Source organism: Streptomyces sp. NBC_00727, from assembly GCF_045161745.1.
GTDB lineage: Bacteria > Actinomycetota > Actinomycetes > Streptomycetales > Streptomycetaceae > Streptomyces.
The window spans coordinates 4084179-4109492 of sequence record NZ_CP108981.1; the positions used below are offsets into that span (position 1 = coordinate 4084179).

Genomic DNA, 25314 nt, shown 5'->3' on the forward strand with positions numbered 1-25314 from the left:
CCCCACCGTGCCCGGCGCCCACTACGGTCCGGTCCTATGACGACGGTTACCACGCGCACGGTCGAGTACCCGGCCGACGGTCTGACGATGGTGGGTCACCTCGCGCTCCCGGCCGGTACCGGCCGCCGGCCCGCGGTGCTGCTCGGGCCGGAGGGCATGGGGCTCAGCGACGTCGAGCGCCGCCGGGCCGAGGTACTTGCCGAACTGGGCTACGTCACGCTGGCCTTCGACCTCCATGGCGGGCGCTACCTGGGCGAACCGGAGGAGATGCTGGCCCGTTGCCTGCCGCTGCTCGACGATCCCGGCCGGATGCGGGGCATCGGCCACGCGGCGCTCGACGTACTGCGCGCCGAACCGCGGACCGACCCCGACCGGATCGCCGCCGTCGGCTACGGCACCGGCGGCGCGATCGCGCTGGAACTCGGGCGCGACGGCGTCGACCTGCGCGCGATCGGGACCGTCAACGGACTCACCACCGGCCGACCGGACGAGGCGGCGCGCATCCGCTGCCCGGTGTGGGCCGGGGTCGGATCGGAGGACCCGATCATGGCGCCCGCGCGACGGGACGCGTTCACGGCCGAGATGGAGGCCGGGGGCGTCGACTGGCGCTTCGTGGTCTACGGCGGCGCCCTGCACGCCTTCCACCACCCACCGGTCGACCACACCGTGCTCCCCGGCGTCGGGTACCACCCACGACACGCGCAGCGAGCCTGGCGCGATGTCGTCGACCTGCTCGCCGAGTGCCTGCCCGTGACGGCGTGACGCGGCCGGCCCGCACTGGGTGCCGTACGGGAGGTCTTCGTGTGCCGGTTCGAGGACGGTGAGCCGGCGGCGCTGGACATGAGTGCCGCGCGCGAAGTCCTCGAGCCCTGCGCGGTGCGGCGGGACCCCGCGGCGGACTAGGGACGAGTGGGCCGTCGTTGTCACGCCCTCCCCGCGCCCGCGAGCAGCGCTGCCATGTGGTCCGCGCAGTGGAGGGGAACGCCCGTGCTGCCTGCCGCCGCAGCCCGTGGACCATCACGTCATTGACGCGCTTGCAGTGGTAACCCTTCAGGAGTCCGTCGTACGTCGAGGACATGCGCATCTCGGTGAGTTCGACCGTGTCCGGCAGGGGCCGGAAAATCGGTGCCGGGCTTTCGGTTCCGTCGCTACAGTCCGTCCGTGGACATGGAAATCACGTACGAACGCTTCGAGCCCGCCCACGCGGACGAGCTGGTCGCCTTCCTCTCGGGGGACAGCTGGCCGTTCCACGGCCGTGACGTCGTCGAGCCGGACGAGGCCCGGAAGTGGGTCGACGAGGGCCGCTTCGGGGGCGACGACAACCGGTCGTTCTGGGTCACGCGTGGCGGCGAACGCGTCGGCTTCGTACGCCTCATGGACCTGTGCGACAACGCGCCCCTCTTCGACCTGCGCATCCGCTCCGAGCACCGGGGCCGCGGCCTCGGCGCGCAGGCCCTGACCTGGCTCACGCGGTACGCGTTCGACGAGTTCCCCCTGGTACGCCGCGTCGAGGGCAACACGCGGCAGGACAACGCGGCGATGCGGCGTACGTTCCGGAGGTGCGGATACGTGCAGGAGGCGCACTACCGCGAGGCGTGGCCGGCCGCCGACGGCACCGTCCACGACTCCGTGGGGTACGCGATCCTGCGCCGCGACTGGGAATCGGGCACCACGACGGTCCCGGACTGGGACGACGGGCGCGTCGCGGGGCGTTGACGGCCCGCACCCAGGGGCTGCCCTCCGGGCGGGGAGAACATCACGCCGTGACGGAGGTACGGGCACGGTTCGGCGCCCGGTGGGTCCCGCGCGCGGCCGACCGGCGATCATGGCGGGCACAGGGGATCTACGGAGGGGGCGCACGTGTTCGGCAAGCTGGGGCGGATGGTTCGGCACCTGGAGGCGACCGGGGTCGGGCTGGTGCCGGATCACGGGGTCGTGGTCGATGAGCCGGACGCGCGTGCCGTCGAGGCCCTGGCCGCGGCCCGCCGTGGTGCGTACGCACCGGCCCGGGTGCTGCTCGCCGCGACCCGCGAGGAGGCCGACTGGACGCTCCGGGACGAGGCCGCGACCGCGCTCGCCGAGATCGCGGTGGACGACGGGGCGTGGCTGGGCGCCTGGCTGGGCGAGTCCCCGGAGGACCCCGACGCGCTGCTGGTGGAGGCGTTCCGGCGGATCAGGGAGGCGTGGGAGGTCCGTACGGCCGCGTACGCGAAGGACGTGGACGAGGAGCGGTTCCGCGCCTTTCACGCGTTGCTGGACGACGCGCTGCCGGTCATCGAGACGGCCATCGCGGCGGCCCCCGGCGACCCGGTGCCCTGGTCGGCCGCCCTGGCCCACTGCATCGGTGCCGGGGCGCCGCGCGACGTCTTCGACGGCTGTCTGGGCCGGGCGCTCGCCTGCGCGCCCCACCACCTGCCCACCCATCTGAACGCCGTGCAGTACCTCACCGCCAAGTGGTACGGCAGCAACGAGGAGACGCTCGACTACGCGGCCCGCGCCGCCGCCGACGCCCCGAAGGGGTCCGCGCTCGGCGCCCTGGAGACCGTGGCTCTGGCAGAGGTCGGGTTCGAGCTGGAGAGAACGGACGAGCGCCCGCGCGGCGGCCGGACGGCCCCCGCCCCCGACCGGGTCGACGCGGTCATCGCCACCGCGCAGGCGTACTCCGCGTCGCGCCCGCCCGAGGACCGCGAGGCCCGGCTGATCCGCAACCACCTGGTGTGCGTACTGGACCACGAGGAACGCTGGGCCGAGTCGCTGGACGTCTACCGTTCCATCGGACGCGGCGCCACCTCGGCGCCCTGGGCCGACCCGGCGAACGCCCTGGAGGTGTTCCTGAGCCACCGCGACAAGGCCAGGGCCTGGCTCGCCGCCGCCATCCCACGTAACGGCACCGTCCCCGCCCCGGCCGTGCCCCTGCCGGAGTCCGCGCAGCCGCAGGCGGCCCGGGAGATCGCGTACGTACCGGCCACCCCGCAGCGCGCCTCGCAGGAGCTGCTGCTGTGCGGGGCGACCGTACGGCTCGCCCCGGCCGGGCGGTGGACGCTGATGGAGGCGGCGCCCTCGCAGGAGACGCCCGGCAAGCGCGGACGCCGGGTGACGGTGCTGCGGCTCGACGGACTGGCGAACGTCGCGGAGACCGCGTTCGACTCGGACGGGCTGACGACCCTGGTCGCCCAGTGCGAGGGGGCCGGTTCCCGGGGCCTGACCGTCGTCACCAAGGGCCGGACGACCGCACGGCACCGGTGGGCGGGGCCCGGGACGGTGCCGTCCCAGGAGACCGCGCAACGGCACGCGGAACTGCTCGTCGCTGCGGCCGGCGGCGACGCCCGCGAGGTGGCACGGATGCTGCGCGACCCGGGCGACCCGTCGGAACTCCTGATCCGCGCCCTGAACGCGCTGGGCCTTCCGCCGCTCCCGGCCGGTTTCGGCGAGCGTTCGGAGGTCCTGGCCGACGCCCGGGGCGCCACGGTCCACCGGGCCCGGTCGCTGTGGCAGGGCATGAAGGACTTCATGAGCGACGACACCGACCCGAACCCGCCGCTCCAACTGGACGGGCGGTAGCCGGAACGCGCAGGGCCGCACGGTCCGAAGCCCCCCAGAGGCTTCGGACCGTGCGGGGGGCGCCGGGGTGCGAGCTGGATGTGCTGAGGGCGGCGATGTGAGGGGGGTGCGGCGCCCGCCCGTCGCCCCGCACTTGACCTCAACCGCGCTTGAGGGATCACCGTCTACGTATGCCCGGCGCGCCGTACGGCACGCGCGCCGTCCCACGAGGAGGAGCAACCGTGTCGTACCCCGAACCCCGTTACCTCGGCGAGAGGGGCGAGATCAACGCCACCTACCGGCCGGTGAGTGCTCCGCCCGAGATCTCGTCGGCCAACGGCAGCACGCACTACCTGGCGACCGGCGCGCAGACGGACGGCGAATTCGGCCTCTACAGGGTCGAGATGGGCCCCGAGGCGCCCGGCCCCAGCACCCACTTCCACCGCGCCATCTCGGAGTCGTTCTACGTCCTCGACGGCGAGGTGACCATCTTCGACGGCGACCGCTGGGTCACCTGCCGCCCCGGCGACTTCCTGTACGTCCCCGTGGGCGGCCTGCACGCCTTCAAGAACGCCTCCCCGGACCCCGCCTCGATGCTCCTCCTCTTCACCCCGGGCGGGCCGCGCGAGGAGTACTTCGAGCAGGTCGCGGAGATGGCGCAGCGGGGAGGGGAGGAGCTCAAGGAGTTCCGCATCCGCCACGACAGCTACTTCGTGGAGGACTTCGAGGACTGAAGCCCGGCGGCCCTTCTCAGAGGCCCGCCAGGGACTTGTCGAGCACCCCGCCCAACGCCCCGTAAACGCTGCAGCGCACCGAGTGCAGTGCCTGGCGACGCCGGACGGAGCCCACCGTGAACAGCAGCGCGAAGAGCCCGACGACGGCCGGTGCCGTGAGCGGGTGGTAGAAGACGGAGGCGAAGCAGGCGGCGCCGGCCCAGGCCGGCAGGGGCAGGAGCGAGCCGCGCAGCACCGTCCGGAACCTGATCCGTTCCGGTCCGGGCGGGAGCGCGCGGGTGTGCCACACCTCGATGTGGTTCCTGGTCACGCAGTGCTCGGGGCGCATGGCGCCATCACACCATCGGCGGGCCGCGCGCGCGGGGAACCGGCAAACCGCCTAGCCCTCCACCAGCGCCGCTACCAGCCTGGTCATCGCCGGGCGGGGGTCCGGCGCGCCCGGCCAGGTCGTCATCAGGAGGTGGTGCGCGGTGCCGACGATGGCGAGGGCGGCCGTGGGCGCGTCCACGGTCGGCGCAACCCTGCCCCGGTCCTGCTCGTCCTTCAGGTAGTCCGTGATGGCCTCCTGGATCGCCGTGAAGCCCGGAGCGCCGGCCTCCAGGGCCTCGCGGACGCGGACCGCGGCGGCTGGGCGGGTCATGGCGAGGCCCGAGATCGCGGGGCCGCCGGAGGCGAACAGGGCGAGGACCACGGCCTCCAGGTTCCCGGGCACCGTGCCCTGCCCGGCGAGCCCCGACAGGGCCCGCCCCTTCACGGCCGTCCGGGCGAACCGGTCGAGGCAGAGTTCCGCCACGAACTCGTCGAGCCCCGCGAAGTGGGTGTGCAGGAGCCCCTTGGCGCAGCCGGCCTCCGTCGTCACGGCCCGGCTGGTCAGCGCGCCGGGCCCGTCCCTCTCCACGACTCGCTCGGCCGCCGCGAACAGCCGCTCGCGCACGTCCGGCGTCGCCACTCCGCGCGGTGACATGGGCCTTCTTCCGTTCCGCTTCCTTCGCCCTCGTGGGCGCGACCGCTCCGGATGGTAGCCGGGATTGCGGGTTTGGGCGTGCGCCCATAGGGTTTGGGCGTACGCCCATTCTCTGGCCCCGCCACAGGAGGCAACCGTGTCCGACATCGTCAACACCGCGCAGGCGCAGGCCTGGAACGGCCTCGAAGGCACCCACTGGGCCCGCAACCAGGACCGCTGGAACGCCGTCAACGGCGGCTTCGACACCCCGCTCCTCGATGCCGTCGGTATCACCGCCGACCACCGGATCCTCGACCTCGGTTGCGGCACCGGGCAGACCACGCGCCTCGCCGCCCTCCGAGCACCCCGGGGGCACGCGACGGGCCTCGACCTGTCCGGCCCGATGCTGGCCGAGGCGCGGGCCTGCGCGGAGCGGGACGGGGTCGGCAACGTGTCCTTCGTGCAGGGCGACGCCCAGACGCATCCCTTGGAGCCTGACGCGTACGACGCGGCGATCAGCCGCTACGGGGTGATGTTCTTCGCCGACCCCGTGGCCGCCTTCGGCAACATCGCCCGCTCGCTGCGCCCCGGCGGACGCCTCGCCTTCGTCTGCCCGGCCGACGCCGCGCTCAACGACTGGGTGACGGCGATGGCCACCCTGCGCGGCCTCGTCCCGGTCGGCGACTTCGGCCAACCGGGGCTGCCGGGCATGTTCTCCCTGGCCGCCCCGGACCGCATCCGCGAAGTCCTCGCGGCGGCGGGCTTCGCCGATGTCACCGTCAACCCGGCTCGAACGCACGGCACATGGGGCGCCTGCGCCGAGGACGCGGCGGACTTCCTGCTGGGCACGGGCCCCGGCCGCCACCTGATGCGACAGGCCGACGCGGCATCCCACGCCCGGGCCCGCGAAGTCCTCACGGACCACCTGCGCGCCCATGAGGCGCCGGATGGCACGGTGCGGCTGCGCAGCACGTCGTGGGTGGTGACGGCGGCCCGCTCGGCGCGCTGAGCCGGGGTGCGGGTGCCTCGTGGCCGGTTGGCTTCCGAAGCGTTCCGGCGGCGAGCACTACGCTCCCAGGATGCCAACAGCTGCCCTGCGTCACTCGGTTCGCGCGATCATCCTCGACGCGGACGACCGCGTCCTCCTGTGCCGCTTCGCGCTCCCGGATCCGCCGGGGACGGTCGTGTGGGCGGCGCCCGGCGGAGGGATCGAACCGGGCGAGACACCGCTCGACGCGCTGCGCCGCGAAGCGCGGGAAGAGGTGGGTCTCGTGATCGCGGCGGACCCGCCGCACGTGTGGCACCAGGAGGTCGTGGCTCCCGGCCACGCCCCCGGCTACGACGGCGTGATCAACGACTACTTCCTCGTACGCACCGCGTGGTTCGAGCCGCGCGGGGAGCTGTCCGACGACGAACTCGCGGCCGAGCACATCAGCGAGCTGAGGTGGTGGCCCCTGTCGGATCTCTCCGACTACCGGGGATCCGACATCTTCTCGCCGCGCGCCCTCGCGGGTCTGCTCGGCGTGTTGATCACCTCAGGGCCTCCGGCGCGCCCGGTGCCGCTGGGCCGGTGAACGGTCGGTCACCTTCCGGGGCCGGACACGCCCGTCGAGGGCGGGCAGGGGATGTCCTGGGCGCGGTCGTCGTCCCGCAGCCCCAGCACACTCGCCGCCTCCCGGCAGCGGGCCGGGTGCGTGAGCACCTCCACCGAGTCCACCGCCTGGTCGATCGCGCCCGGGAGGGCTGCACGGGCGTCCCCGGGGCGGCGCGTGCCCAGGCGGGTGAGCAGGGCGCGGACTTCGGGGTCGGTGATGCGGGCGGTCAGGGCCGTGGTGAAGCGGTCGCCGGACAGGACCTGGATGTCGTCGCCGACCGAACCGGTCCGGCCGATGAACGCCTCCTCCTGCGAGACGCGCAGCCAGGCGGCCGCGAGGACGTACCGCCACACGTCGTCCGGGTACCACCGCAGGGCTTCGCGGCGGGCGGTCAGCGAACCGTCGGGGTCGTGGAAGACCGCGCCGCCGGTCAGGAGTCCGGTCATGCGATCAGGCTACGGACCGGGGCAAGCCGTTTTCCGCACCACGGGAGCGGGGAGGCGGCACAACCCCATGCGCACGGCACACCGATTGTCAGTGGCGGCTGCCACCATGCGCGTATGGACTCGGACGGCACGGAGAAGAAGACACTGACCGCGTTCCTGGCGGCCCAGCGCGCGAGCGCGCGGGCCATCGTCGACGGCCTCGACACCCAGGCCCTGACCACGTCGTACCTGCCCTCGGGCTGGACCCCGCTCGGCCTCGTCGAACACCTCGGGCACGCGGAGCGGTACTGGTTCCAGGAGGTGGTCACCGGGGCGGCCGAGCCGTTGCCGTGGTCCGACGACCACGCCCCGCTGACGACCCCGCGCTCTCCCGAGGCGGTGTTCGCCTTCTACGACGACCAGTGCCGGCGCTCCGACGAGGTGATCGCCCGCACCGCACTGTCGGCGCCGCCGAAGGGGCGCTGCCCCGGCCCCCTGGGCGACGAGATATCCGAGCTGCGGGGCGTCATCCTGCACATGATCGAGGAGACCGCGCGTCACGCCGGTCATCTGGACATCGTCCGCGAACTCCTCGACGGGCGGACAGGTCTGGGGCCTCGCTGAGCGCCGGGCCACACCCCCGGCAGGGGTAAAATCATGCAAGCGCGCTTGATTGTTCCTGGCCCCGGTGTCACCCTCGTCCCCACTGCCGGCCGAGAAGGAGACCATGCGGATGAGTCACCTCGCACCGCCCGCCCACGACCGCGGCGTCACCACCCTCACGCTCGACTCGCCCGCCAACCGCAACGCCCTCAGCGCCGGCCTCGTCGCCGAACTGGCCGACGCGCTGGAGGCCTGCGCGGGCGACGCATCCGTACGGGCCGTCGTCCTCACCCACACCGGAACCACCTTCTGCGCGGGCGCCGACCTGCGCGCCCCGGCCGATCCGCACGACTTCGTCGCCCTCATGCGGCGGATCGTCGCGCTGCCGAAGCCCGTCGTCGCCCGGGTCACCGGGCACGTCCGGGCCGGCGGGCTCGGGCTGCTCGGGGCGTGCGACATATCCGTGGCCGGGTCCGGGGCCACCTTCGCGCTCACCGAATCGCGGCTCGGCCTCGCGCCCGCCGTGATCTCGATGCCGCTGCTCCCACGCATCGACCCCCGGGCCGCCGGCCGGTACTACCTGACCGGCGAGCGGTTCGACGTGGCGGAGGCCGAGCGGATCGGCCTGGTCACCCTGGCCGCCGAGGACGTCGACGACGCGCTCCGGCCCGTGCTCGACGGGCTGCGCCGGGCCTCGCCACAGGGGCTGGCGGCCTCCAAGGCGCTGGTCACGGCTACTGTGCTGCAGAGCTTCGACCAGCACGCCGAAGACCTCATCGCCCGCTCGGCCCGGCTCTTCGCCTCCGAGGAGGCCCGGGAGGGGATGACGGCCTTCCTCGAACGACGGGACCCCGCATGGGTGTTGTGACTCCGGGCGGCAGCAGCCCGGGCCCCAAACAGGACCGCAGCCGCGCCACCCGCCGGCGCCTCCTGGAAGCCGCGGTGGCCTGCCTCGCCGAGCACGGCTGGGCCGGGTCCACCGTCGCCGTCGTCGCGGAACGGGCCGGCGTCTCGCGCGGCGCGGCCCAGCACCACTTCCCGACCCGCGAGGACCTGTTCACCGCCGCCGTCGAGTACGTCGCCGAGGAACGCTCCGCCGCCCTGCGCGCCGTCCCCGACCAGGACCGCGCCGCCGTCGTCGCCGCCCTGGTCGGCCTCTACACCGGCCCCCTCTTCCGCGCCGCCCTCCAGCTCTGGGTCGCCGCGTCCAACGAGGAGCAACTGCGCCCGAGCGTCACGGAGCTGGAGGCGCGGGTCGGCCGCGAGACCCACCGCATCGCCGTCAGCCTCCTGCGCGCCGACGAGACGAGGCCCGGCGTGCGCGAGACCGTGCAGGGGCTGCTCGACATGGCCCGCGGGCTCGGCCTCGCCAACGTCCTCACCGACGACACCGCCCGCCGCCGCAAGGTGGTGGCCCAGTGGGCGGCGCTGCTGGACGAGGCGCTGGGCTGAGGGGCGTCGCTCAGGCCCGTACCGCCGTGATCCGCAAGCCGTCCTTGGTGCGGATCGTCAGCGTCTTCCCGTCCCACACCACCGGCAGCGGGGCCGGTGTCGTGTCCACCGGCGAGCCGGGGTCGACCTCGCCCGACTCCGCGTGGTGGCCCCACCGCAAGGTGAGCGCGGCCTTGTCGCCGACCGCGGCGGGCAGACCGGACGCCGCCCACACGTTGTCCATGGTCTGGTGGTCCATGCGGATCACCAGACCGTCCCCGTCCAGCTCGAACGAGCCCTTCTCGTCGTCCCCGTCCAGAGTCCAGCGGCCGCCCGTGATCACGAGCCGCCGGTACTCGTAGTTGGCCTTCCCCTGCGGCTCGTACGAGAGGTCCCAGGTGCCGCGCGCGAAGGCCGCGACCGCGGCCCCGGTCACCGACGGCCTGGGGGCCGGGCGGCCCCCCGCCCCCGGCGCACCGGCGTCCTTGTCCCTGCCGCAGGCCGCCAGCGCGACCGTGATCAGGCCGGCACCGCCGTACCTGAGCACGTCCCGTCTTCGTACGAACTTCCCCAACTCCCGCATGTCGTCGAGCATGTGCGCCCCGTCTCCCCTGGTACGGACCGGTCTGTCATGGTCCGGGAGCCAGAGTGTGGCGCAGGAAACGCCTTGGTGTCAGGGGAACGCACGGATAGGGTCCGCAGCATGAGCAGCAGCGCCACTTCCCCCTTCCCCGAGCACCTCGAACTCACGGGCGAAGGGCTCGTGCTGCGCGACTGGACCGAGGACGACCTCGCCGCGATGCCGGAGCTGTTCGACCACCCGGACATCGCGTACTGGACGCCGATCGTCTCCCCGTTCGACGCCGAAGCCGCCCGCGCGCGGCTCGACCGGGCCCGGCAGCTGCGGGCCGACGGCACGGCCGTCCTGCTCGCCATCACCCTGGACGGCGGGGCGCCGCTCGGCGAGGTCATGCTGCGGCGCGCCCCCGAGGGCACGGAGCTCGGTTACGCGGTGGGCCCGGCCCACCGCGGGCAGGGGCTCGCCGGGCGGGCGGTGCGGGTGATGGCCGCGTACGCCTTCGAGGAGCTGGGGGCGGACCGGGTCATCCTGGAGCTGGAACCGGAGAACGCGGCCAGCGTCGGCGTCGCCACCGCGACCGGCTTCCGGCTGCTCGGCGTACCCCTCATCGAGGGCGAGGAGAAGGGGCGCCCGTACGCCCTCCAGACCTGGGCGCTCGACCGCGCCTGACCCGGAGAGCGCCGGGCGCCACCGCCCGCCTCAGTTCCCCAGGTCCGCCAGCTCGTCGAACCCGTCGATCTCGCGCGGGCTGCGCGACCCCGGGCCCACGTAACGGGCCGACGGACGCACCAGGCGGCCCGTGCGCTTCTGCTCCAGGATGTGCGCCGACCAGCCCGCCGTACGGGCACACGTGAACATCGACGTGAACATGTGCGCCGGGACCTCGGCGAAGTCCAGCATGATCGCCGCCCAGAACTCCACGTTCGTCGCCAGCACCCGGTCGGGGCGGCGGGCGTGCAGCTCCTCCAGCGCGGCCTTCTCCAGCGCCCGCGCCACCTCGAACCTCGGCGCGCCCAGCTCCTCGGCGGTGCGCCGCAGCACCCGGGCGCGCGGGTCCTCGGCGCGGTAGACGCGGTGACCGAAGCCCATCAGCCGCTCGCCCCGGTCCAGGGTCTTCCTCACGTAGGCCGTGGCGTCGCCGGTCCGCTCGATCTCCTCGATCATGCCGAGGACCCGGGACGGTGCGCCGCCGTGCAGCGGGCCCGACATGGCGCCCACCGCGCCGGACAGCGCGGCGGCCACGTCGGCGCCGGTCGACGCGATGACCCGGGCCGTGAAGGTGGAGGCGTTCATGCCGTGCTCGGCGGCCGACGTCCAGTACGCGTCGACGGCCTTCACATGGCGTGGGTCCGGCTCGCCGCGCCAGCGGATCATGAACCGCTCCACGACGGACCCCGCCTTGTCGATCTCGCGCTGCGGGACCATCGGCAGCCCCTGCCCGCGCGCCGACTGGGCCACGTACGACAGCGCCATGACGGCGGCCCGCGCCAGGTTCTCGCGGGCGGTCTCCGCGTCGATGTCCAGCAGCGGCTTCAGGCCCCACACCGGCGCGAGCATCGCCAGCGCGGCCTGCACGTCGACCCGGATGTCACCGGAGTGCACCGGGATCGGGAACGGTTCGGCCGGCGGCAGACCGGGCTTGAACGCCCCGTCCACCAGCAGCCCCCACACATTGCCGAACGAGACGTGGCCGACGAGTTCCTCGATGTCGACGCCCCGGTACCGGAGCGAACCGCCCTCCTTGTCGGGTTCGGCGATTTCCGTCTCGAACGCGACGACTCCTTCGAGTCCGGGTACGAAGTCGGACATCAGGCGGCTCCCTCGGGTCGACGGCTGCGGCGGGCCCGGAGGCCCACCCCCGATACTGGCGGGTTCCACCGGGGCCGGGGAAGGTGACATCCCGCACAGCCACCCATGGCCCCGTGCAACGGCGGGCGGACCTCCTGCCGGTCCGGCCGCTGCGGCAGGATGGCCCCGTGCCCACCGCAGACTCCTCCTTCGATTCCACCACCGATCCGGCCGCGATGCGCGAGCAGTACCGTTCCGAGTCCTTCACGGAGGACTCGCTCGCCGCCGACCCGATGGACCAGTTCGCCGTGTGGTTCCGGCAGGTCGCCGCCGGCGGCATGCTCCACGAGCCGAACGCCATGGTGGTGTCCACCGCGACCCCCGAGGGCCGCCCCTCCTCCCGCACGGTCCTGCTGAAGATGTACGACGCGCGCGGCTTCGTCTTCTTCACCAACTACGGCTCCCGCAAGGGCCGCGAGCTGGCGGCCAACCCGTACGTCTCGCTGCTCTTCCCCTGGCACCCGCTGGCCCGCCAGGTCATCGTCACCGGCACGGCCGCCCGCGTCGCCCGCGAGGAGACCGTCGGCTACTTCCGCACCCGCCCGCACGGCTCCCAGCTCGGCGCCTGGGCGAGCGACCAGTCGACGGTGATCGGCAGCCGCGAGGAGCTGACCGCCCGCTACGAGGAGTTGTCGGCCCGCTACCCGGAGGCCGAGAAGGTCCCGGCGCCCCCGCACTGGGGCGGCTTCCGCGTCGTCCCCGACACGATCGAGTTCTGGCAGGGCCACGAGAACCGCCTCCACGACCGGCTGCGGTACGTCCGCGAGGGCGGCGAGGACACCGAGTGGCGCGTCGAGCGGCTGTGCCCGTAACGCCGTACGCCGCCCCCGACATGCGGAAACCCGCAGGCTCTGGTCCCTCCTTGCGGAGGAGCCGGCCGGATCTACCGGCGAGCCTGCGGGTCGGTGACTGCTTGGGTTTCGGCAGACAGTCCGCCGAGGTGCACGATGTGCGACGACGGGCGTCAGCCCGCAGCCACCTCACGAATCCGATAAGACCGCACTTTTCGGATCACCTCCTTTCAACGTGTACGGACAGCTTAGGAACCGCCCCCGGGCCCGCACAACCGAATTATCGAAGGATCGATTTCCGGGAAGTCGCTGTGTGCTGGGTCACGTTCGAGTTCAATGGTCTGACGTGCGGTTATGGCGGACACGTCTCGCAGGGGGTCCGGAGTGAGCGCTTCCACGAGCAGGGGGACGGCGGGTGCGCTGGGCCCCGAGCCGATTCCCGGGGCGGAGCTGCTGGCGGCTCTCCTCGACGGGATGGACGCGGCGCTCTGTGCGTTCGACGCGGACGGCGCCGTCACCCACTGGAACCGTGAGGCCGAGCGCGTCCTGGGCTGGTCCGCCGAGGAGGCCGTGGGGCGGCCCGGGCTCGCCGGGTGGGCCGTGCGCCGGGCCGACGCGGACGAGGTGCAGGGGCGGCTGATGGCCGTCATGGGGGCGCCGGGGCGGCAGGTGCACGAGTTCGCGCTGCTGCGCAAGGACGGCGGCCGGGTCCTCGTCCGTACGCAGTCCGCCGGGGTCAGGGGCGCGGACGGCAGGCCCGCCGGGGTGTACTGCGCGTTCAGCGAGGTCCACGCGCAGATCGACCTGGAACGGGCCATCGCGCTGAGCGAGGCGCTGTTCGAGGACGCCTCCTGGGGCGTCGTCCTGGTCGACGTGGACCTGCGCCCGACCGTCGTCAACGCGTACGCGGCCCGTGCCCTGGGCGGTGGCCGTACGACCCTCCTCGGCCGGCCCCTCGGTGAGCTGATCGCCGAAGGGGTGGAGGAGTTGGAGGGCGCGCTCCAGCACGTTCTGGCCGAGGGGGCGCCCGACGCGTCCGCCGAGCTGTGGGTGACCCTGCGCGGCGGCGAGGGGACCCGACGCCGGTGCTGGCGCAGCGGATTCCTGCGGCTGGCCTCACCGCTCACCGAGGAGCCGGTGCCGCTGGGCGCGGGCTGGGTCTTCCAGGACGTGACGGCTGCGAGGCTCGCGGCCCAGGAGGCGGACCGGCTCCGCTTCCGGTCGAACCAGCTGCACCGCGCCGCGCGGTCGGCCGCCGAGTGCGAGGACCCGATGGAGGCGGCCACGTCGTCCCTGGACTTCGCGCTCGCCGGGTTCGCCGATCACGTACTGGTCGACCTCGTGGCGGGGGAGCGGCTGGTCCGGGCCGCCGCCACCCCGGCCGACGCGCCGGGCCCCTGCCTGCCGGTGGCCGGCGGCACCATCCCGCTGCGGTACGCGCCGGGGCACCCGGCCCTCCAGGCGGTGGACCGGACGGGCTCGGTGCGCACCTCGGCGGGGGCGGGGCGCACGGACGGCGAGTGGGCGCGGCAGCGGCAGTGGCCGCCGGACGCGGTGCACGCGCTGTGCGCGGTGCTGCGGAGCCGGAGGCGGACCCTGGGTGTGGTGACGTTCCTGCGCTCGGCCCACCGCGCCGGGTTCGAACGGCCGGACGCGGTGTACGCGGAGAGCGTGGCCGCCCGGGTGGCGGCGTCGGTGGACCTGCACATTTCAAGCCCGTCCGGCGATTGAGGACGGAACCGTCGCCACCGGGAAACGGAACCTCCCGGACCGGGAAGCCCGAGGGGGTTCCAGCTAGTGACGGTAAAAAATTCGGTCCGCGTACTGCGTCATCACGCGCCCGTTCCACTCGTGCCCGCCGTCCACGTTCCCCGACCGCAGCAGCGGCGGCTCGATGCCCCGCTCCAGCAGCCGCTCCGCCGCGGCGGCCATCATGCCCTGCATGATCGCGCTGGTGACCACCGTCGACGCGGGCGCGAACGGCGCCTCGATGCCGTCGACCTCCAGCTCCGCGTCGCCGATCGCGATCTTGCTGTCGAGGACGATGTCGCAGTGGTCCCGCAGGAAGCCGCCCGAGCTGTGCCGGGACCGGGTCTCCTCCGCGTACGCGACCGAGGTGACGCCGATGACCTTCAGGCCCAGCGCGCGGGCGTTGAGCGCCATCTCGACGGGCAGGGCGTTGCGGCCGGAGAGCGAGATGATCACGAGTACGTCGCCCGCCTTGGCGGGGCTGGAGTCGAGGACCGCGCCCGCGAGGCCGTCGACGCGCTCCAGGGCCGAGCCGAGGGTGGCCGGCATGACGTCCACGCCGAGGGCGCCGGGGACGGCCATCAGGTTCATCAGGGCGAGTCCGCCGGCGCGGTAGACGACGTCCTGCGCGGCGAGCGAGGAGTGCCCGGCGCCGAAGGCGAAGAGCCGGCCGCCCGCCTCGACGGTGTCCGCGATGGCGGCACCGGCGGCCGCGATGTTCCCGGCCTCCTCGTCGCGCACCCTCCCCAGCAGGCCGATCGCCGCATCGAAGAACTGACCGGCCAGCTTGCTTTCGCTCATCGGGGAGGGCCTTTCCGGCGGGGTGAGATGTCCATGGGGCGTCCGTACCGCCGATCACGTTGCGGTCTGGACCAGTGACATGTCAATACCGCAGGGGTGCCGATGGCCACCGCGCGGCACGGTTGGGCGCGCGATGCGTCAGAATTGGTGCAGGGCCAGCGCACGACTGCATCGAGGGGCACGAATGTCCGGACTGATCGACACAACGGAGATGTATCTCCGCACCATCCTCGAGCTCGAAGAGGAAGGCGTGGTCCCCATGCGCGCCCGGATCGCGGAACGGCTGGACCAGAGCGGTCCGACCGTCAGCCAGACCGTGGCGCGGATGGAGCGCGACGGCCTGGTGCAGGTCGCGGGTGACCGGCACCTGGAGCTGACCGAGGAGGGCCGCCGGCTGGCGACCCGCGTCATGCGCAAGCACCGGCTGGCCGAGTGTCTGCTGGTCGACGTGATCGGCCTGGAGTGGGAGCAGGTCCACGCCGAGGCGTGCAGGTGGGAGCACGTGATGAGCGAGGCGGTCGAGCGGCGGGTGATGGAGCTGCTGCGCCACCCGACGGAGTCGCCGTACGGGAACCCGATCCCGGGCCTGGAGGAGCTGGGCGAGAAGGCCGGGGCCGACCCGTTCCTCGACGAGGGCATGGTCAGCCTGTCCGACCTCGACCCGGGCAGTGACGGGAAGACGGTGGTGGTCCGCCGGATCGGGGAGCCGATCCAGACGGACGCCCAGCTGATGTACACGCTGCGGCGGGCGGGCGTGCAGCCCGGTTCGGTGGTCAGCGTGACGCAGTCGCCCGGCGGTGTGCTGGTCGGCAGCAGCGGTGAGGCGGCGGAGCTGGACTCCGAGGTCGCCTCGCACGTCTTCGTGGCCAAGCGGTAGGGCGGGCCCTTCCGGGGGAACCGTTCGAACCGTTCCGGGAGACCGGGCGCCGGCAGCCGCCGGTGCCCGGTTTCTCTTTTTCCGTACGGAACCGCAGCGCTTCGGCGCGGAGCGTGCCAGGCTGTGGCGGAGGGGTCGCTGAGCGTGTCGGCCGCCGGTCGTCCGGCCGGGGAGGGGAGCTGCGATGCACCCGTCGTACAGGAACGCCCCGTCGTACGTACCGAAGCGGTCGGCCCCGGCGCCGCAAGGCGCCGGGGCCTGTCCTCCCCTGTGTCCGACCTGGAGCCCCGAGCTCTCGAGGTCGGTCCCGCGAGCCCTCATCCCCGAGTGGCCCGCCTCCCGGAGAAAATCTCCCCGCAGCTGCCGACGTCAATCCTGGGAAGCAGTCACTCGAACGAGCGGTGTTGGCTGGCAGATCCCCGTTTTCGAATAGAGGTTCGATAGTCTGGCCGGCACGACCACCCGGTGGCTCAGGGAGAGAAGGGGGTGCCAGAAGCTATGGCGCAGCGCATCGATGTGACCGGAACGGACGGCGTACGCCTCACGGCCTGGGAGTTCGCCGACCCGCCCACGGGCGGCGCGGACGGCACCCCCGCTCCCGCCGTCTTACTGCTGCACGGCCTGATGGGCCGGGCCTCGCACTGGGCGTCCACCGCCGGCTGGCTCACCGAGCGGCACCGGCCGGTCGGCCTCGACCAGCGCGGCCACGGCGACAGCGAGAAGCCCGCCGACGGCCCCTACACCCGCGACGCCTACGTGGCGGACGCGGAGGCGGTCATCGAACAGCTGGGGCTCGCCCCCGTCACGCTCGTCGGCCACTCCATGGGCGCGCTCACCGCCTGGCAGCTCGCCGCCAAGCGCCCCGACCTGGTCCGTGCGCTGGTCATCTGCGACATGCGTGCCTCCGCGCTCGGCGCCGCCTCGCAGCGCGAGTGGGAGGACTGGTTCCGGACCTGGCCGCTCCCGTTCGCATCGCCGGACGCCGTACGGCGGTGGTTCGGTGAGGACGACCCCTGGACCGAGCGGCCCAGCGCCTCGCGCGGCGCGTTCTACGCTGAGGTGATGGCCGAGCGGGCCGACGGCTGGCGGCCCGTCTTCTCCCGGCGGCAGATGCTGGAGTCCCGCGCCACCTGGGTGTTCGACGCGCATTGGGAGGAGCTGGCCCAGGTCAGATGCCCGACGCTGGTGCTGCGCGGGCTGGACGGCGAGCTGGGCCGGGCGGAGGCCCAGGAGATGGTCCGGGTCCTGCCCCGCGGGCAGTACGCCGAGGTGGCCGACGCCGGCCACCTCGTGCACTTCGACCAGCCGGACGGCTGGCGCGCCGCGGTCGAACCCTTCCTGCAGCAGCTGGCCGAGGACGCGCAGGACGACCGCGAGCCCGTCGCCCCGTAAAGCCGCCGGCCTCAGCCCTTGCTGACCGCCGACAGGATCTCCGGCAGCCGCGCCGCCATGCGCGGGGCCGCCAGCCGCACCCCGCCCCAGGCGATCAGTGCCCCGTACACGGCCCCCACCGGCACCAGCAGCCACAGCAGGCCCGTGCGGCCGGTGACGTGCAGGGTGATCGTCAGGGCGATCACGGGGGCGCTCAGCACGGCCGCCGCGACCATCCCGCCGAGGATGGAGATCCAGGCGAGCCCGGCCTGCCCCGGCGCCACGTTCTTGAACGCGCCCTCCTGCGGCACCGAGTACGGGAAGAACACCGAGGCCGTCGCGCCCGTCGCCAGCATCGCGCCGAGGAGTGCGAACGACAGGCCCACCACCCCGGGCAGCACGGGCCAGTCGTCGAGCAGCGCCGCCGTCACGACCGCCACCAGCACCGTGTACGGGAGGGTGATCAGCAGCAGCGCCAGCGCCCGCGCCCGCAGTTCGAGGTAGGCGTCCCGGGGCGACGAGATCGTCTGGGCGACCATCCAGAACGCGGAGGTGTCCTGCCCGAACTGGTTGTACATCTGGATGCCGAGCATCCCGGAGGCGAAGCAGGCGAAGTACACCGAACCCTGGCCCTGGAGGGCGTTGATCAGCGGGACGATCAGCCCGACCGCCAGCGCGGTCACCCAGGCGGCCTTGGTCTTCGGGTCCCGTGCCACGTACCGCAGGGTCCGCTGCATCACCGTGCCCGTGCGGCCCTCGGGGAGCAGCGCCCACAGGCCGGCGCCGGTCCGGCCGGGCCTGTCGCGTCCGGGCTCGGCGGCGGCGGTCGTCGAACCGTCCGGCGCGGTCATCAGCTTCGTCAGGGTGCGCTGCCACAGCCACAGCAGCGCGACCAGCGCGGCAGCGGCCAGCAGCAGCTGGACGACGGCCCGCCCGTACGCCCCCTCGGCCGCGGAGCCCACGGACCCGACGGCCGAGGCGGGCGGCAGCCAGCGCAGCACGTCCGCCGCCGGGTCGAGCGAGGAGAGCCCGCCGGCCCGGCCGAGGCGCTGGGCGCCGAAGTTGACGACCTGGATGCCCACCGCGATCACCAGGCCGCTGAGGACCGCCAGGTCGCGGCCCTTGCGGGAGGTGAGCAGCCGGGTGTTGGCGGCGGCGACCGCGCGGGCCAGGGCCACACAGACCAGCAGCGTCAGCGGCACGGCGAGCACCGCGAAGACGACCGCGCCCGCCCCGTGGGCCAGGGCGGTCACCGAACCGGCCGCCAGGCACAGCGTGAACAGCGGACCGATCCCGATCAGCGAGGACACCAGCAGCGCGACGATCAGCGGCCGGGGCCGCAGCGGCAGCATCACGAGCCGGGTCGGGTCCAGGGTCTCGTCCCCGGCGGAGAAGAACAGCGGCATCACCGCCCAGCCGAGGGCCACGACAGCGGTGAGCAGCACCACCACCGAGTCCGCGTGGGCGTGGCCGCGCAGCAGGATCAGCCCGAGCAGCTGGCCGGCGGCGATCAGCAGGGCGCCGGCGACCGAGGCGATGTAGGCGGCCCGGCGCCCGGAGGACTGGCGCAGCCCGTTGCGCAGCAGGGCCACCTTGAGGCGGGCGAAGACGGGGATCAGTGCCGTACGGCTGTCCGTGCCGCCGGCCCGGGGACCGGAGCCGGCCGGGGCGTCGAGCACGCTCATCGGTCGCCGCCCAGCCAGTCCAGGGTCTCGCCGGTGTCGCGGTCGCCCGCACCGACCAGCTCCAGGAAGGCGTTCTGCAAGGAGGTCGCCTCGCCGCGCACCTCGGCCAGTGGGCCCTGGGCCCGGATCGCCCCGGCCGCCATGACGGCCACCCAGTCGCACAACGACTCGACCAGCTCCATCACATGGCTGGAGAAGACGACGGTCGCGCCGGAACGCGTGTAGCGCTCCAGTACCTTGCGGATGGTCTGCGCCGAGACGGGGTCGACGCCCTCGAACGGCTCGTCCAGGAAGAGGACTTCGGGGTTGTGCAGCAGCGCCGCGGCGAGCCCGATCTTCTTGCGCATGCCGGTCGAGTAGTCGATGACCAGCTTGTGCTGGGAGCCCGCCAGGTCCAGCACGTCGAGCAGCTGGGTGGCCCGGCTGTCCACCTCCTGGCCGGGCAGCCCGCGCAACCTGCCGGTGTACGCGAGGAGTTCGCGGCCGGAGAGGCGCTCGAAGAGGCGCAGGCCCTCGGGCAGGACGCCGATCCGGGACTTCACCTCGACCGGGTCGCGCCAGACGTCCCGCCCGCCGACCTCGATCCTGCCCCCGTCCGGACGGAGCAGGCCGGTGACCATGGAGAGCGTGGTGGTCTTCCCCGCCCCGTTGGGACCGACGAGGCCGATGAACTTGCCCGCGGGCAGCTCCAGATCGATGCCGGCGACCGCGGTCTGCGCACCGAACCGCTTCCACAGCCCCTCGACGCGTACCGCGGGCGGTGTCGCCCGCGGCCGCTCTGTTCCGTCGTGTTCCATCAGGTCCGGCATCTGCACGCCTTTCGAAGTCCCCGTACGTACGCGGGGACCACCCTACGAAAGGCCGTCGCGGGCGTCCGCCTTCGCCCGTCCGCAGGCGTACGCGAGCGGACCGATGAGCTCCTCCACCTCGGGCAGCCAGCGGTTGGCGGTGGTGGGGGTGCGCGCCCACTGCACCGCGCCCGCGCCGCCGACCCGGGTCGGCGGCGCGACGACGTACGCGCCCTCGCCGATCCCGCACAGGCCGATCGACGCGGCGTTCCACCCGGCCCGGCGCACCAGGTCGTCCGTCTTGGCGGCGGCGCCGGGCAGCACGAAGAACTGCATCCGGCGGTCCGGGGTGCGGGTGACGGGGCCGAGCGGCAGGCTCATCCGCTCCATCCGGGCGAGGGCCAGGAAGCCGGCCGACTCCGGTACGTCGAGGGCGTCGAAGGTGCGTCCGGTGGGCAACAGCACGGCCGCGCCCGGGTGCTGGGTCCACAACCGGCGGGCCGCCGCGCCGCTTCCGGTGGCCCCGTCCGCCCAGCCGTCGCCGGTGGGATGGGCGCCGGGCGCGGCACAGCCGTCCTCGCCGCACGAGCACCGCCCGCCGCCGGACGGCTCCAGCCAGGTGCCGGGGCAGACGTCCCAGTGCCTCTCCTCCGTGTACCGCACGGCGGCGTCGAGCAGCTGCTCCGCGCGCTGCCGGGGGACCTGCGCGGTTTCCATGACTCCGATGGGCTCTTCCACGCTCGGCTCAACTACAGGCTTCACGAAGAGTTACGGCCGCCCGGTACGCGGATCCGCATACGGGGCGCACGGGTGCATGGGCGGGGGCGCGTGGGAGAGGCACGGGCCCCGGGCGGGTAACTGGTTACGGGACATCCGGGCGGTGCGGTTCGGTGCGGCATTTTAGGTACTCGCCGTGACGAATGAGGTAAGTCGCGCGGAAAGTGACCAACACGATGAATTCGCGCATTTCTCAGGCATATGTCGGGCAGTGATCCGGCCACCGATCACTGCGGCCTCAGGGGGATACACATGGCAGCCAGGCCACTCGTCGCACGCCAGCCGAACGAACGGCTCCAGGCGCTCATCCAGGAAGCCGGATGCTCCAACGCGGGCCTGGCCCGCCGGGTCAACATGGTCGGGGCCGAGCGCGGCCTCGACCTCCGCTACGACAAGACATCCGTGGCCCGCTGGCTGCGCGGCCAGCAGCCACGCGGCCGGGCGCCGGGCACCATCGCCGAGGCGCTGGGCCGCAAGCTGGGCCGTACGGTCACGATCGACGAGATCGGCATGGCCAACGGCAAGAACCTCGCCTCCGGCGTCGGCCTCCAGTTCGCCCCCACGGTCATCGGGGCGATCGAGCAGGTCTGCGAGCTGTGGCGCAGCGACGTCGGCCGCCGCGACTTCCTGTCCGGCTCGACGGTCGCCTCCTCCGCCCTGGTGGAGCCCAGCCGGGACTGGCTGATCACCGGCGCCGACCCGCAGGTCGCCCGCGCGGCCGGCTCCCGGGTCGGGAAGTCGGACGTGGCGGCGGTGCGGGCGACGACGGAGGCGCTGGTCGACCTCGACCACCGCTTCGGCAGCGGCCATGTGCGGCCGGTCCTCGTGCACTACCTCAACAGCGTGGTCTCCGGGCTGCTTTCGGGGGCGTACCGCGAATCGACCGGCCGCCAGTTGTTCGGCGCGGTCGCCCGGCTCACCGAACTCGCCGGGTACATGGCCGTCGACACGGGCCAGCCCGGCCTCGCCCAGCGCTACTACATCCAGGCCCTGCGCCTCGCACAGGCGGCGGGCGACCGCGCCTACGGCGGCTATGTGCTGGCCGCGTCCATGAGCCACCTCGCCGCCCAGCTCGGCAACCCGCGCGAGATCGCGCAGCTGGCGCGGGCCGCGCAGGAGGGGGCGCGCGGCCGGGTCACGCCGCGCGCGGAGGCGATGTTCTACGCGGCGGAGGCGCGCGGCCACGCGCTGCTCGGTGACGCGCGTGCCTGCCTGGAGGTGGCGGGGCGGGCCGAGGCGGCCCTCGGACAGGCCGCGCCGGACACCGGGGACGACCCCGACTGGATCGCCCACTTCGACCACGCCTACCTCGCGGACGAACTGGCGCACTGCCACCGCGACCTCGGGCAGGCGGAGGCCGCCGCGCGCCGGGCGAAGGAGTCCCTGGACGGCCACCCGGAGTCCCGGGCCCGCCGTCGCGGTATCGGGCTCGCGCTGCTGGCCACGGCCCAGGTGCAGATGCGGGAGGTGGAGCAGGCATGCCACACGGGGACGCGGGCGATGGAGCTGCTGGGCACGGTGCGCTCCAGCCGGGGCGCGGAGTATCTGGAGGACCTCCAGCAGCGTCTGCTGCCGTACGGGGACGAGCCCGCGGTACGGGAGTTCGGCGCGCGCCTGGAGCTCCAGGCGGCCTGAGGAAACCCGGGCGGCGAGCGAGAGGGGCCCTTAACTGCGTCTTGAGGGGGCGTGGTGTTACACCCTGTACCGCGGGCAGACGGGGGACAGCGGGCACTTGGCGAACGGCGGCTGCCACCCGATAGCGTGAGCCGACGATTCCATAGTTGACACGTAGGAGTCCCGGTGACACAGAGCGGACAGGGCGACGAGCAGCAGCCCCCTGCTGTACGGCCCGCACACGAGGGTGTCGTGCTGCCCTCGGACGGCGGCGAGCCCTGGACGCCGGGGGGCGCCGCGGACCGGGCGGCCCCGGCCGGCGGGCAGCCGTGGGGACAGCCCTGGGGCCCGCAGGACGGCGGCGGCCAGGGCGGTTACGGCTACCCGCAGCAGCAGCCGTACCAGGCGGCCCCGCAGCAGCAGGCCCCGCAGCAGCAGGGCCCGTACGGACAGCAGCAGTACGGCGGGCAGGACGCGTACGGCCAGGGGCAGCAGCAGCCCGGTGCCTACGGCCAGGGCGGGCCGTACCAGGGCGCCCAGCCGCCCGCCCAGCCCCGGCCGCCCGCGCAGCCCCAGCCGTACGCGCAGCCGCTGCCGCCCGAGGCCGGGTCCGGCGCGGCACCCGGCGGTGACGCCGACGCCACGCAGTACATCGCGCCCATCCCCGCGGGCCCCGCGCCCGGCGGGATGCCGCCGGAGAACCCCGCGGAGTCCACGCGGTTCCTGGGCCCCGCCGCGCAGGCCCCCCAGGGCGGCGGGGACGCCGAGGCGACGCAGTACATACCCCCGGTGCCCGGCGGAGCCCCGTACGGCATCCGGCCCGGGGCCCCCGGCGAGCGGCAGCCGCCCGCGGAGTTCGACAACCTCTTCCGCAGCGACGCGCCCGAGGGTGCGACGCAGCAGATGCCCCGGTTCGACCCGGCCCAGCAGCAGCCCCCGTACCAGCAGAGCCCGCAGCCGCAGCCGTACCAGGCGGGTCCGCCGCCGCAGCAGGGCTTCCAGCAGCCGCCGCCCCCGTACAGCGGTCCGCAGGACGGCGGTGTGCAGGACGAGGGGGACGGCGGCGGGCGGCGCAAGCGGTCCGGTGCGGTGCCGCTGATCGCGGCGGTCGTCGTCGGGTGCGCGGTCATCGGGCTCGGCGCGGGCGCGCTGATGAGCGGCGGCGACGACGACAAGGACGCCAAGCAGCCGGTGGCGTCCGCCGGTTCGCCGGCCGCCGGTGAACCGTCCAAGGGGGAGGAGCAGCCCGCGGCGGACCCGGCGAAGCCGCAGGCCGAGGCGCTGGACAAGCTCCTCGCGGACAGCAACAACAGCCGTGCGGCGGTGATCGGCGCGGTCGAGAAGACCAAGAACTGCACCGATCTGGACAAGGCCGTCTCCGACCTCAAGGGCGCCGCGACACAGCGCCGCGACCTGGTCACCCGGCTCCAGACGCTGTCCGTCGACAAGCTGCCGAACCACGATCAGCTGACGGCCTCGCTCACCAAGGCATGGCAGGCGTCCGCGGCCGCCGACGACCACTACGCGGCATGGGCGGCGCAGGCCAAGAGCAAGAAGGTCTGCAAGCACGGGCACGCGAAGACGACCTCGCACACCCAGCAGGCGACCGTGAAGAGCGGCGAGGCCAGCACGGCGAAGCGGCAGGCGGCCGGGCTGTGGAACAAGATCGCGGAGAAGTACGGCCTGACGCGGCGCGAGGCGACCGCGCTGTAGGGCCTTTCGTTCGGATCAGGCCGGCTCAGCGGGTGGCGCTGGCGTCGACGAGGGTCTCCGTGACGTCCACGAAGCCCTTCCGCTCGGCGACCAGCCGCCCGTCCCGCACCACCTGGAACGTCACCTTGCTGTTGACGATGCGCGGGTACGACCGTGAGCCGATCATGTCCTCGTAACGCCAGCGCAGCACGGGCGTGAGACCGCCGGTGTCCGCGCGGACGCCCCCTTTGAGGGCCTCGGTGACCTTCGCGGCGGTGATCCGGGACTCGTGCATCGACTCGACGAGCGACTTCAGCGCGGTGTACGCGACCCATGTGGTCTGCACGCCCGTGTCGTCCGGGTCGATCCGGTTGTCGCCGAAGGCCTGCTCACGGATCACCTTCCGCATCGGATTCCACCGGTCGTCGCCCGCGGCCGGGTACCAGCCGGTGACGTACGCCCCCTCGAACGGGCTGTCCCGGCCCCCGGTGCGGTCGATCAGCGGCTGTTCGACGCTGCCGAGCACGGACGCCACCCGCACGTCGGCGCCCGCCGGCTCCAGCCGCCGGAACGAGTCGAAGAACGTCTCCGTACGCTCGCCGAGCACGGACGTCACGCACCCCCCGTCCGTGCCCGCGCCGGACAGCGCGCGCTCCGCCTCCTCGTCGTACGAGGTGACGCCCTCGGCCGTCGGTATGTCGAGCTGCGGGGGCCGGCCGGCGCTCTTGAGCCCCGTGTGCAGCAGCCACGACTGGCTGTCGCCCTCCAGCGTGTCCGGGCGCACCAGCGAGACCCGGTCGCAGCCGTGCGCGAGCTGTTCGGCGGTGCCAGCGAGCAGCGCGGACTGGCCGCCGGTCAGCGGATAGGACGTGTAGCTGCGGAACTCGTCCTCGGAGGCCCCGTAGCCGCCGATGTACGGGATGTCGGCGACCTCCAGCGGGGCCAGGGACGCCCGCCCGTGCCGGCTGTAGGAGCCGAGGACCGCGACCGCCTTCTCCTCCACGGCCCGGCGGGCACAGTCGCCCGCGCCGGCCGGGGTGTCCTGTTCGTCACAGGTGACGACGCGCAGTTCGTGCCCGTCGATGCCGCCGGCGGCGTTGACCCAGCGCCCGTACGCCTGCGCCATCGCGGTCATGCCCGCCATGTTCGCCGCGTCCGGGGCGGAGGCGCCGCCCGGTGCCCAGGTGACGACGGTGACGGGCTCCCCGGAGTCCCCCGAGGCTCCAGGGAGCGCGCCGCAGCCGGTCAGCAGCAGGGCCCCCGCCGCCACCGCACCGGTGAGTGTCCTGAGGGGGCGGGGGGAAGGGGGGCGTCGCCGTCCGGTCATGGCCCCAGAGCCTTCCCGGCCCCGGGTAACGCAGTGGTGGCCCGTCCTCAACGCCCGGTGACGTCCCGGTGAACGCCGGGGGCCGGTCGAGGGTGCCGGAAAGGGAACGTACGATCGACAACCGTGCAGCAAGGTTCCGAGAA

26 protein-coding genes are annotated in these 25314 nt (G+C 73.6%); 16 read left to right on the forward strand and 10 right to left on the reverse strand.

Features of this window, described 5'->3' with window-relative positions; genetic code table 11:
• Positions 1 to 36 precede the first annotated feature (36 nt).
• The 4 genes from OG242_RS18370 (at position 37) to OG242_RS18385 (ending at position 4274) form a co-directional block, all read left to right on the forward strand.
• Entirely contained in the window at positions 37 to 762 is a 726-nt protein-coding gene (locus OG242_RS18370; RefSeq protein ID WP_405899208.1) for a dienelactone hydrolase family protein, read from the forward strand.
• 405 nt (positions 763 to 1167) lie between these two features.
• Positions 1168 to 1716 (forward strand): GNAT family N-acetyltransferase, encoded by a 549-nt coding sequence (locus tag OG242_RS18375; protein WP_405901646.1) that lies wholly within the window; start codon positions 1168 to 1170, stop codon positions 1714 to 1716.
• Between the two features lie 144 nt (positions 1717 to 1860).
• Positions 1861 to 3561, forward strand: coding sequence for a hypothetical protein (locus OG242_RS18380; RefSeq protein ID WP_405899209.1), 1701 nt, complete (start codon positions 1861 to 1863; stop codon positions 3559 to 3561).
• Positions 3562 to 3782: 221 nt separating this feature from the next.
• On the forward strand, positions 3783 to 4274 hold the full coding sequence (locus OG242_RS18385; protein ID WP_405899210.1) for a cupin domain-containing protein: 492 nt from the start codon (positions 3783 to 3785) through the stop codon (positions 4272 to 4274).
• Positions 4275 to 4290: 16 nt separating this feature from the next.
• Here OG242_RS18385 and OG242_RS18390 read toward each other — a convergent pair whose 3' ends face one another.
• Together OG242_RS18390 and OG242_RS18395 are read right to left on the reverse strand one after the other, a co-directional pair.
• Positions 4291 to 4602: a hypothetical protein gene (locus tag OG242_RS18390; protein ID WP_405899211.1), complete on the reverse strand. Its 312-nt coding sequence runs from the start codon at positions 4600 to 4602 to the stop codon at positions 4291 to 4293.
• Between the two features lie 51 nt (positions 4603 to 4653).
• The gene (locus tag OG242_RS18395) at positions 4654 to 5238 is read right to left on the reverse strand and encodes a TetR/AcrR family transcriptional regulator (RefSeq protein ID WP_405899212.1); all 585 of its coding nucleotides are present in this window, start codon (positions 5236 to 5238) and stop codon (positions 4654 to 4656) included.
• Between the two features lie 136 nt (positions 5239 to 5374).
• On the opposite strand from OG242_RS18395, the gene OG242_RS18400 reads away from it, so the two are divergent.
• Both OG242_RS18400 and OG242_RS18405 read left to right on the forward strand, forming a co-directional pair.
• Positions 5375 to 6226: a class I SAM-dependent methyltransferase gene (locus OG242_RS18400; RefSeq protein WP_405899213.1), complete on the forward strand. Its 852-nt coding sequence runs from the start codon at positions 5375 to 5377 to the stop codon at positions 6224 to 6226.
• 70 nt (positions 6227 to 6296) lie between these two features.
• On the forward strand, positions 6297 to 6791 hold the full coding sequence (locus OG242_RS18405) for an NUDIX hydrolase (RefSeq protein WP_405899214.1): 495 nt from the start codon (positions 6297 to 6299) through the stop codon (positions 6789 to 6791).
• 8 nt (positions 6792 to 6799) lie between these two features.
• Here the strand turns inward: OG242_RS18405 and OG242_RS18410 are convergent, their stop codons facing one another.
• Entirely contained in the window at positions 6800 to 7258 is a 459-nt protein-coding gene (locus OG242_RS18410; protein WP_405899215.1) for a DUF4037 domain-containing protein, read from the reverse strand.
• 114 nt (positions 7259 to 7372) lie between these two features.
• Here OG242_RS18410 and OG242_RS18415 point away from each other — a divergent pair, with 114 nt between their 5' ends.
• From OG242_RS18415 to OG242_RS18425, 3 genes are all read left to right on the forward strand, one after another.
• Complete coding sequence (locus OG242_RS18415; RefSeq protein WP_405899216.1) at positions 7373 to 7861, forward strand: DinB family protein; 489 nt, start codon at positions 7373 to 7375, stop codon at positions 7859 to 7861.
• A 109-nt stretch (positions 7862 to 7970) separates the two neighbouring features.
• On the forward strand, positions 7971 to 8708 hold the full coding sequence (locus tag OG242_RS18420; RefSeq protein WP_405899217.1) for an enoyl-CoA hydratase family protein: 738 nt from the start codon (positions 7971 to 7973) through the stop codon (positions 8706 to 8708).
• Positions 8696 to 9292 (forward strand): TetR/AcrR family transcriptional regulator, encoded by a 597-nt coding sequence (locus OG242_RS18425; RefSeq protein WP_405899218.1) that lies wholly within the window; start codon positions 8696 to 8698, stop codon positions 9290 to 9292. The genes OG242_RS18420 and OG242_RS18425 overlap by 13 nt, the downstream gene beginning before the upstream one ends.
• 10 nt (positions 9293 to 9302) lie before the next feature.
• Here the strand turns inward: OG242_RS18425 and OG242_RS18430 are convergent, their stop codons facing one another.
• Entirely contained in the window at positions 9303 to 9866 is a 564-nt protein-coding gene (locus OG242_RS18430) for a hypothetical protein (protein ID WP_405899219.1), read from the reverse strand.
• 108 nt (positions 9867 to 9974) lie between these two features.
• Between OG242_RS18430 and OG242_RS18435 the strand changes: the two genes are divergently transcribed.
• A complete protein-coding gene (locus OG242_RS18435) occupies positions 9975 to 10520 on the forward strand; it encodes a GNAT family N-acetyltransferase (protein ID WP_405899220.1) in 546 nt (181 codons plus the stop codon).
• Between the two features lie 30 nt (positions 10521 to 10550).
• On the opposite strand, the gene OG242_RS18440 is transcribed toward OG242_RS18435, so the two are convergent.
• Entirely contained in the window at positions 10551 to 11660 is a 1110-nt protein-coding gene (locus tag OG242_RS18440) for a citrate synthase 2 (RefSeq protein WP_405899221.1), read from the reverse strand.
• A gap of 215 nt (positions 11661 to 11875) precedes the next feature.
• On the opposite strand from OG242_RS18440, the gene pdxH reads away from it, so the two are divergent.
• The gene (gene pdxH / locus OG242_RS18445; protein ID WP_405901647.1) at positions 11876 to 12511 is read left to right on the forward strand and encodes a pyridoxamine 5'-phosphate oxidase; all 636 of its coding nucleotides are present in this window, start codon (positions 11876 to 11878) and stop codon (positions 12509 to 12511) included.
• A gap of 363 nt (positions 12512 to 12874) precedes the next feature.
• Positions 12875 to 14221 (forward strand): PAS domain S-box protein, encoded by a 1347-nt coding sequence (locus OG242_RS18450; protein ID WP_405899222.1) that lies wholly within the window; start codon positions 12875 to 12877, stop codon positions 14219 to 14221.
• Between the two features lie 63 nt (positions 14222 to 14284).
• Here the strand turns inward: OG242_RS18450 and OG242_RS18455 are convergent, their stop codons facing one another.
• Complete coding sequence (locus tag OG242_RS18455) at positions 14285 to 15040, reverse strand: SIS domain-containing protein (RefSeq protein WP_405899223.1); 756 nt, start codon at positions 15038 to 15040, stop codon at positions 14285 to 14287.
• A gap of 184 nt (positions 15041 to 15224) precedes the next feature.
• On the opposite strand from OG242_RS18455, the gene OG242_RS18460 reads away from it, so the two are divergent.
• Together OG242_RS18460 and OG242_RS18465 are read left to right on the forward strand one after the other, a co-directional pair.
• Complete coding sequence (locus OG242_RS18460; protein WP_018519461.1) at positions 15225 to 15917, forward strand: metal-dependent transcriptional regulator; 693 nt, start codon at positions 15225 to 15227, stop codon at positions 15915 to 15917.
• 498 nt (positions 15918 to 16415) lie between these two features.
• On the forward strand, positions 16416 to 17309 hold the full coding sequence (locus tag OG242_RS18465) for an alpha/beta fold hydrolase (RefSeq protein ID WP_405901648.1): 894 nt from the start codon (positions 16416 to 16418) through the stop codon (positions 17307 to 17309).
• 11 nt (positions 17310 to 17320) lie between these two features.
• On the opposite strand, the gene OG242_RS18470 is transcribed toward OG242_RS18465, so the two are convergent.
• Genes OG242_RS18470 through OG242_RS18480 form a run of 3 tightly spaced genes read right to left on the reverse strand, consistent with a single transcriptional unit; the run spans position 17321 to position 20478 of the window.
• Positions 17321 to 18973 (reverse strand): transporter, encoded by a 1653-nt coding sequence (locus tag OG242_RS18470; RefSeq protein WP_405899224.1) that lies wholly within the window; start codon positions 18971 to 18973, stop codon positions 17321 to 17323.
• Positions 18970 to 19782 carry an ABC transporter ATP-binding protein gene (locus OG242_RS18475; RefSeq protein WP_405899225.1) on the reverse strand — a complete coding sequence of 271 codons (813 nt, stop codon included), beginning with the start codon at positions 19780 to 19782 and terminating at the stop codon, positions 18970 to 18972. Before OG242_RS18475 ends, OG242_RS18470 begins: the two co-directional genes overlap by 4 nt.
• Positions 19783 to 19824: 42 nt before the next feature.
• Entirely contained in the window at positions 19825 to 20478 is a 654-nt protein-coding gene (locus tag OG242_RS18480; protein WP_405899226.1) for a bifunctional DNA primase/polymerase, read from the reverse strand.
• A gap of 312 nt (positions 20479 to 20790) precedes the next feature.
• On the opposite strand from OG242_RS18480, the gene OG242_RS18485 reads away from it, so the two are divergent.
• A complete protein-coding gene (locus OG242_RS18485) occupies positions 20791 to 22173 on the forward strand; it encodes a transcriptional regulator (protein ID WP_405899227.1) in 1383 nt (460 codons plus the stop codon).
• Positions 22174 to 22404: 231 nt separating this feature from the next.
• The gene (locus OG242_RS18490) at positions 22405 to 23865 is read left to right on the forward strand and encodes a hypothetical protein (RefSeq protein WP_405901649.1); all 1461 of its coding nucleotides are present in this window, start codon (positions 22405 to 22407) and stop codon (positions 23863 to 23865) included.
• A 25-nt stretch (positions 23866 to 23890) separates the two neighbouring features.
• Here OG242_RS18490 and OG242_RS18495 read toward each other — a convergent pair whose 3' ends face one another.
• Entirely contained in the window at positions 23891 to 25171 is a 1281-nt protein-coding gene (locus tag OG242_RS18495) for an ABC transporter substrate-binding protein (protein ID WP_405899228.1), read from the reverse strand.
• Positions 25172 to 25314: the final 143 nt, after the last annotated feature.

Excerpts from the sequence above, each read along its gene's own strand:
- OG242_RS18370 (WP_405899208.1), top strand. The coding sequence starts at position 37 with ATGACGACGGTTACCACGCGCACGGTCGAGTACCCGGCCGACGGTCTG.
- OG242_RS18375 (WP_405901646.1), top strand. The coding sequence starts at position 1,168 with ATGGAAATCACGTACGAACGCTTCGAGCCCGCCCACGCGGACGAGCTG.
- OG242_RS18390 (WP_405899211.1), bottom strand. The coding sequence starts at position 4,602 with ATGCGCCCCGAGCACTGCGTGACCAGGAACCACATCGAGGTGTGGCAC.
- OG242_RS18395 (WP_405899212.1), bottom strand. The coding sequence starts at position 5,238 with ATGTCACCGCGCGGAGTGGCGACGCCGGACGTGCGCGAGCGGCTGTTC.
- OG242_RS18405 (WP_405899214.1), top strand. The coding sequence starts at position 6,297 with ATGCCAACAGCTGCCCTGCGTCACTCGGTTCGCGCGATCATCCTCGAC.
- OG242_RS18410 (WP_405899215.1), bottom strand. The coding sequence starts at position 7,258 with ATGACCGGACTCCTGACCGGCGGCGCGGTCTTCCACGACCCCGACGGT.
- OG242_RS18415 (WP_405899216.1), top strand. The coding sequence starts at position 7,373 with ATGGACTCGGACGGCACGGAGAAGAAGACACTGACCGCGTTCCTGGCG.
- OG242_RS18420 (WP_405899217.1), top strand. The coding sequence starts at position 7,971 with ATGAGTCACCTCGCACCGCCCGCCCACGACCGCGGCGTCACCACCCTC.
- OG242_RS18425 (WP_405899218.1), top strand. The coding sequence starts at position 8,696 with ATGGGTGTTGTGACTCCGGGCGGCAGCAGCCCGGGCCCCAAACAGGAC.
- OG242_RS18430 (WP_405899219.1), bottom strand. The coding sequence starts at position 9,866 with ATGCTCGACGACATGCGGGAGTTGGGGAAGTTCGTACGAAGACGGGAC.
- OG242_RS18435 (WP_405899220.1), top strand. The coding sequence starts at position 9,975 with ATGAGCAGCAGCGCCACTTCCCCCTTCCCCGAGCACCTCGAACTCACG.
- OG242_RS18440 (WP_405899221.1), bottom strand. The coding sequence starts at position 11,660 with ATGTCCGACTTCGTACCCGGACTCGAAGGAGTCGTCGCGTTCGAGACG.
- pdxH (WP_405901647.1), top strand. The coding sequence starts at position 11,876 with ATGCGCGAGCAGTACCGTTCCGAGTCCTTCACGGAGGACTCGCTCGCC.
- OG242_RS18455 (WP_405899223.1), bottom strand. The coding sequence starts at position 15,040 with ATGAGCGAAAGCAAGCTGGCCGGTCAGTTCTTCGATGCGGCGATCGGC.
- OG242_RS18460 (WP_018519461.1), top strand. The coding sequence starts at position 15,225 with ATGTCCGGACTGATCGACACAACGGAGATGTATCTCCGCACCATCCTC.
- OG242_RS18465 (WP_405901648.1), top strand. The coding sequence starts at position 16,416 with ATGGCGCAGCGCATCGATGTGACCGGAACGGACGGCGTACGCCTCACG.
- OG242_RS18470 (WP_405899224.1), bottom strand. The coding sequence starts at position 18,973 with ATGAGCGTGCTCGACGCCCCGGCCGGCTCCGGTCCCCGGGCCGGCGGC.
- OG242_RS18475 (WP_405899225.1), bottom strand. The coding sequence starts at position 19,782 with ATGCCGGACCTGATGGAACACGACGGAACAGAGCGGCCGCGGGCGACA.
- OG242_RS18480 (WP_405899226.1), bottom strand. The coding sequence starts at position 20,478 with ATGGAAACCGCGCAGGTCCCCCGGCAGCGCGCGGAGCAGCTGCTCGAC.
- OG242_RS18485 (WP_405899227.1), top strand. The coding sequence starts at position 20,791 with ATGGCAGCCAGGCCACTCGTCGCACGCCAGCCGAACGAACGGCTCCAG.
- OG242_RS18495 (WP_405899228.1), bottom strand. The coding sequence starts at position 25,171 with ATGACCGGACGGCGACGCCCCCCTTCCCCCCGCCCCCTCAGGACACTC.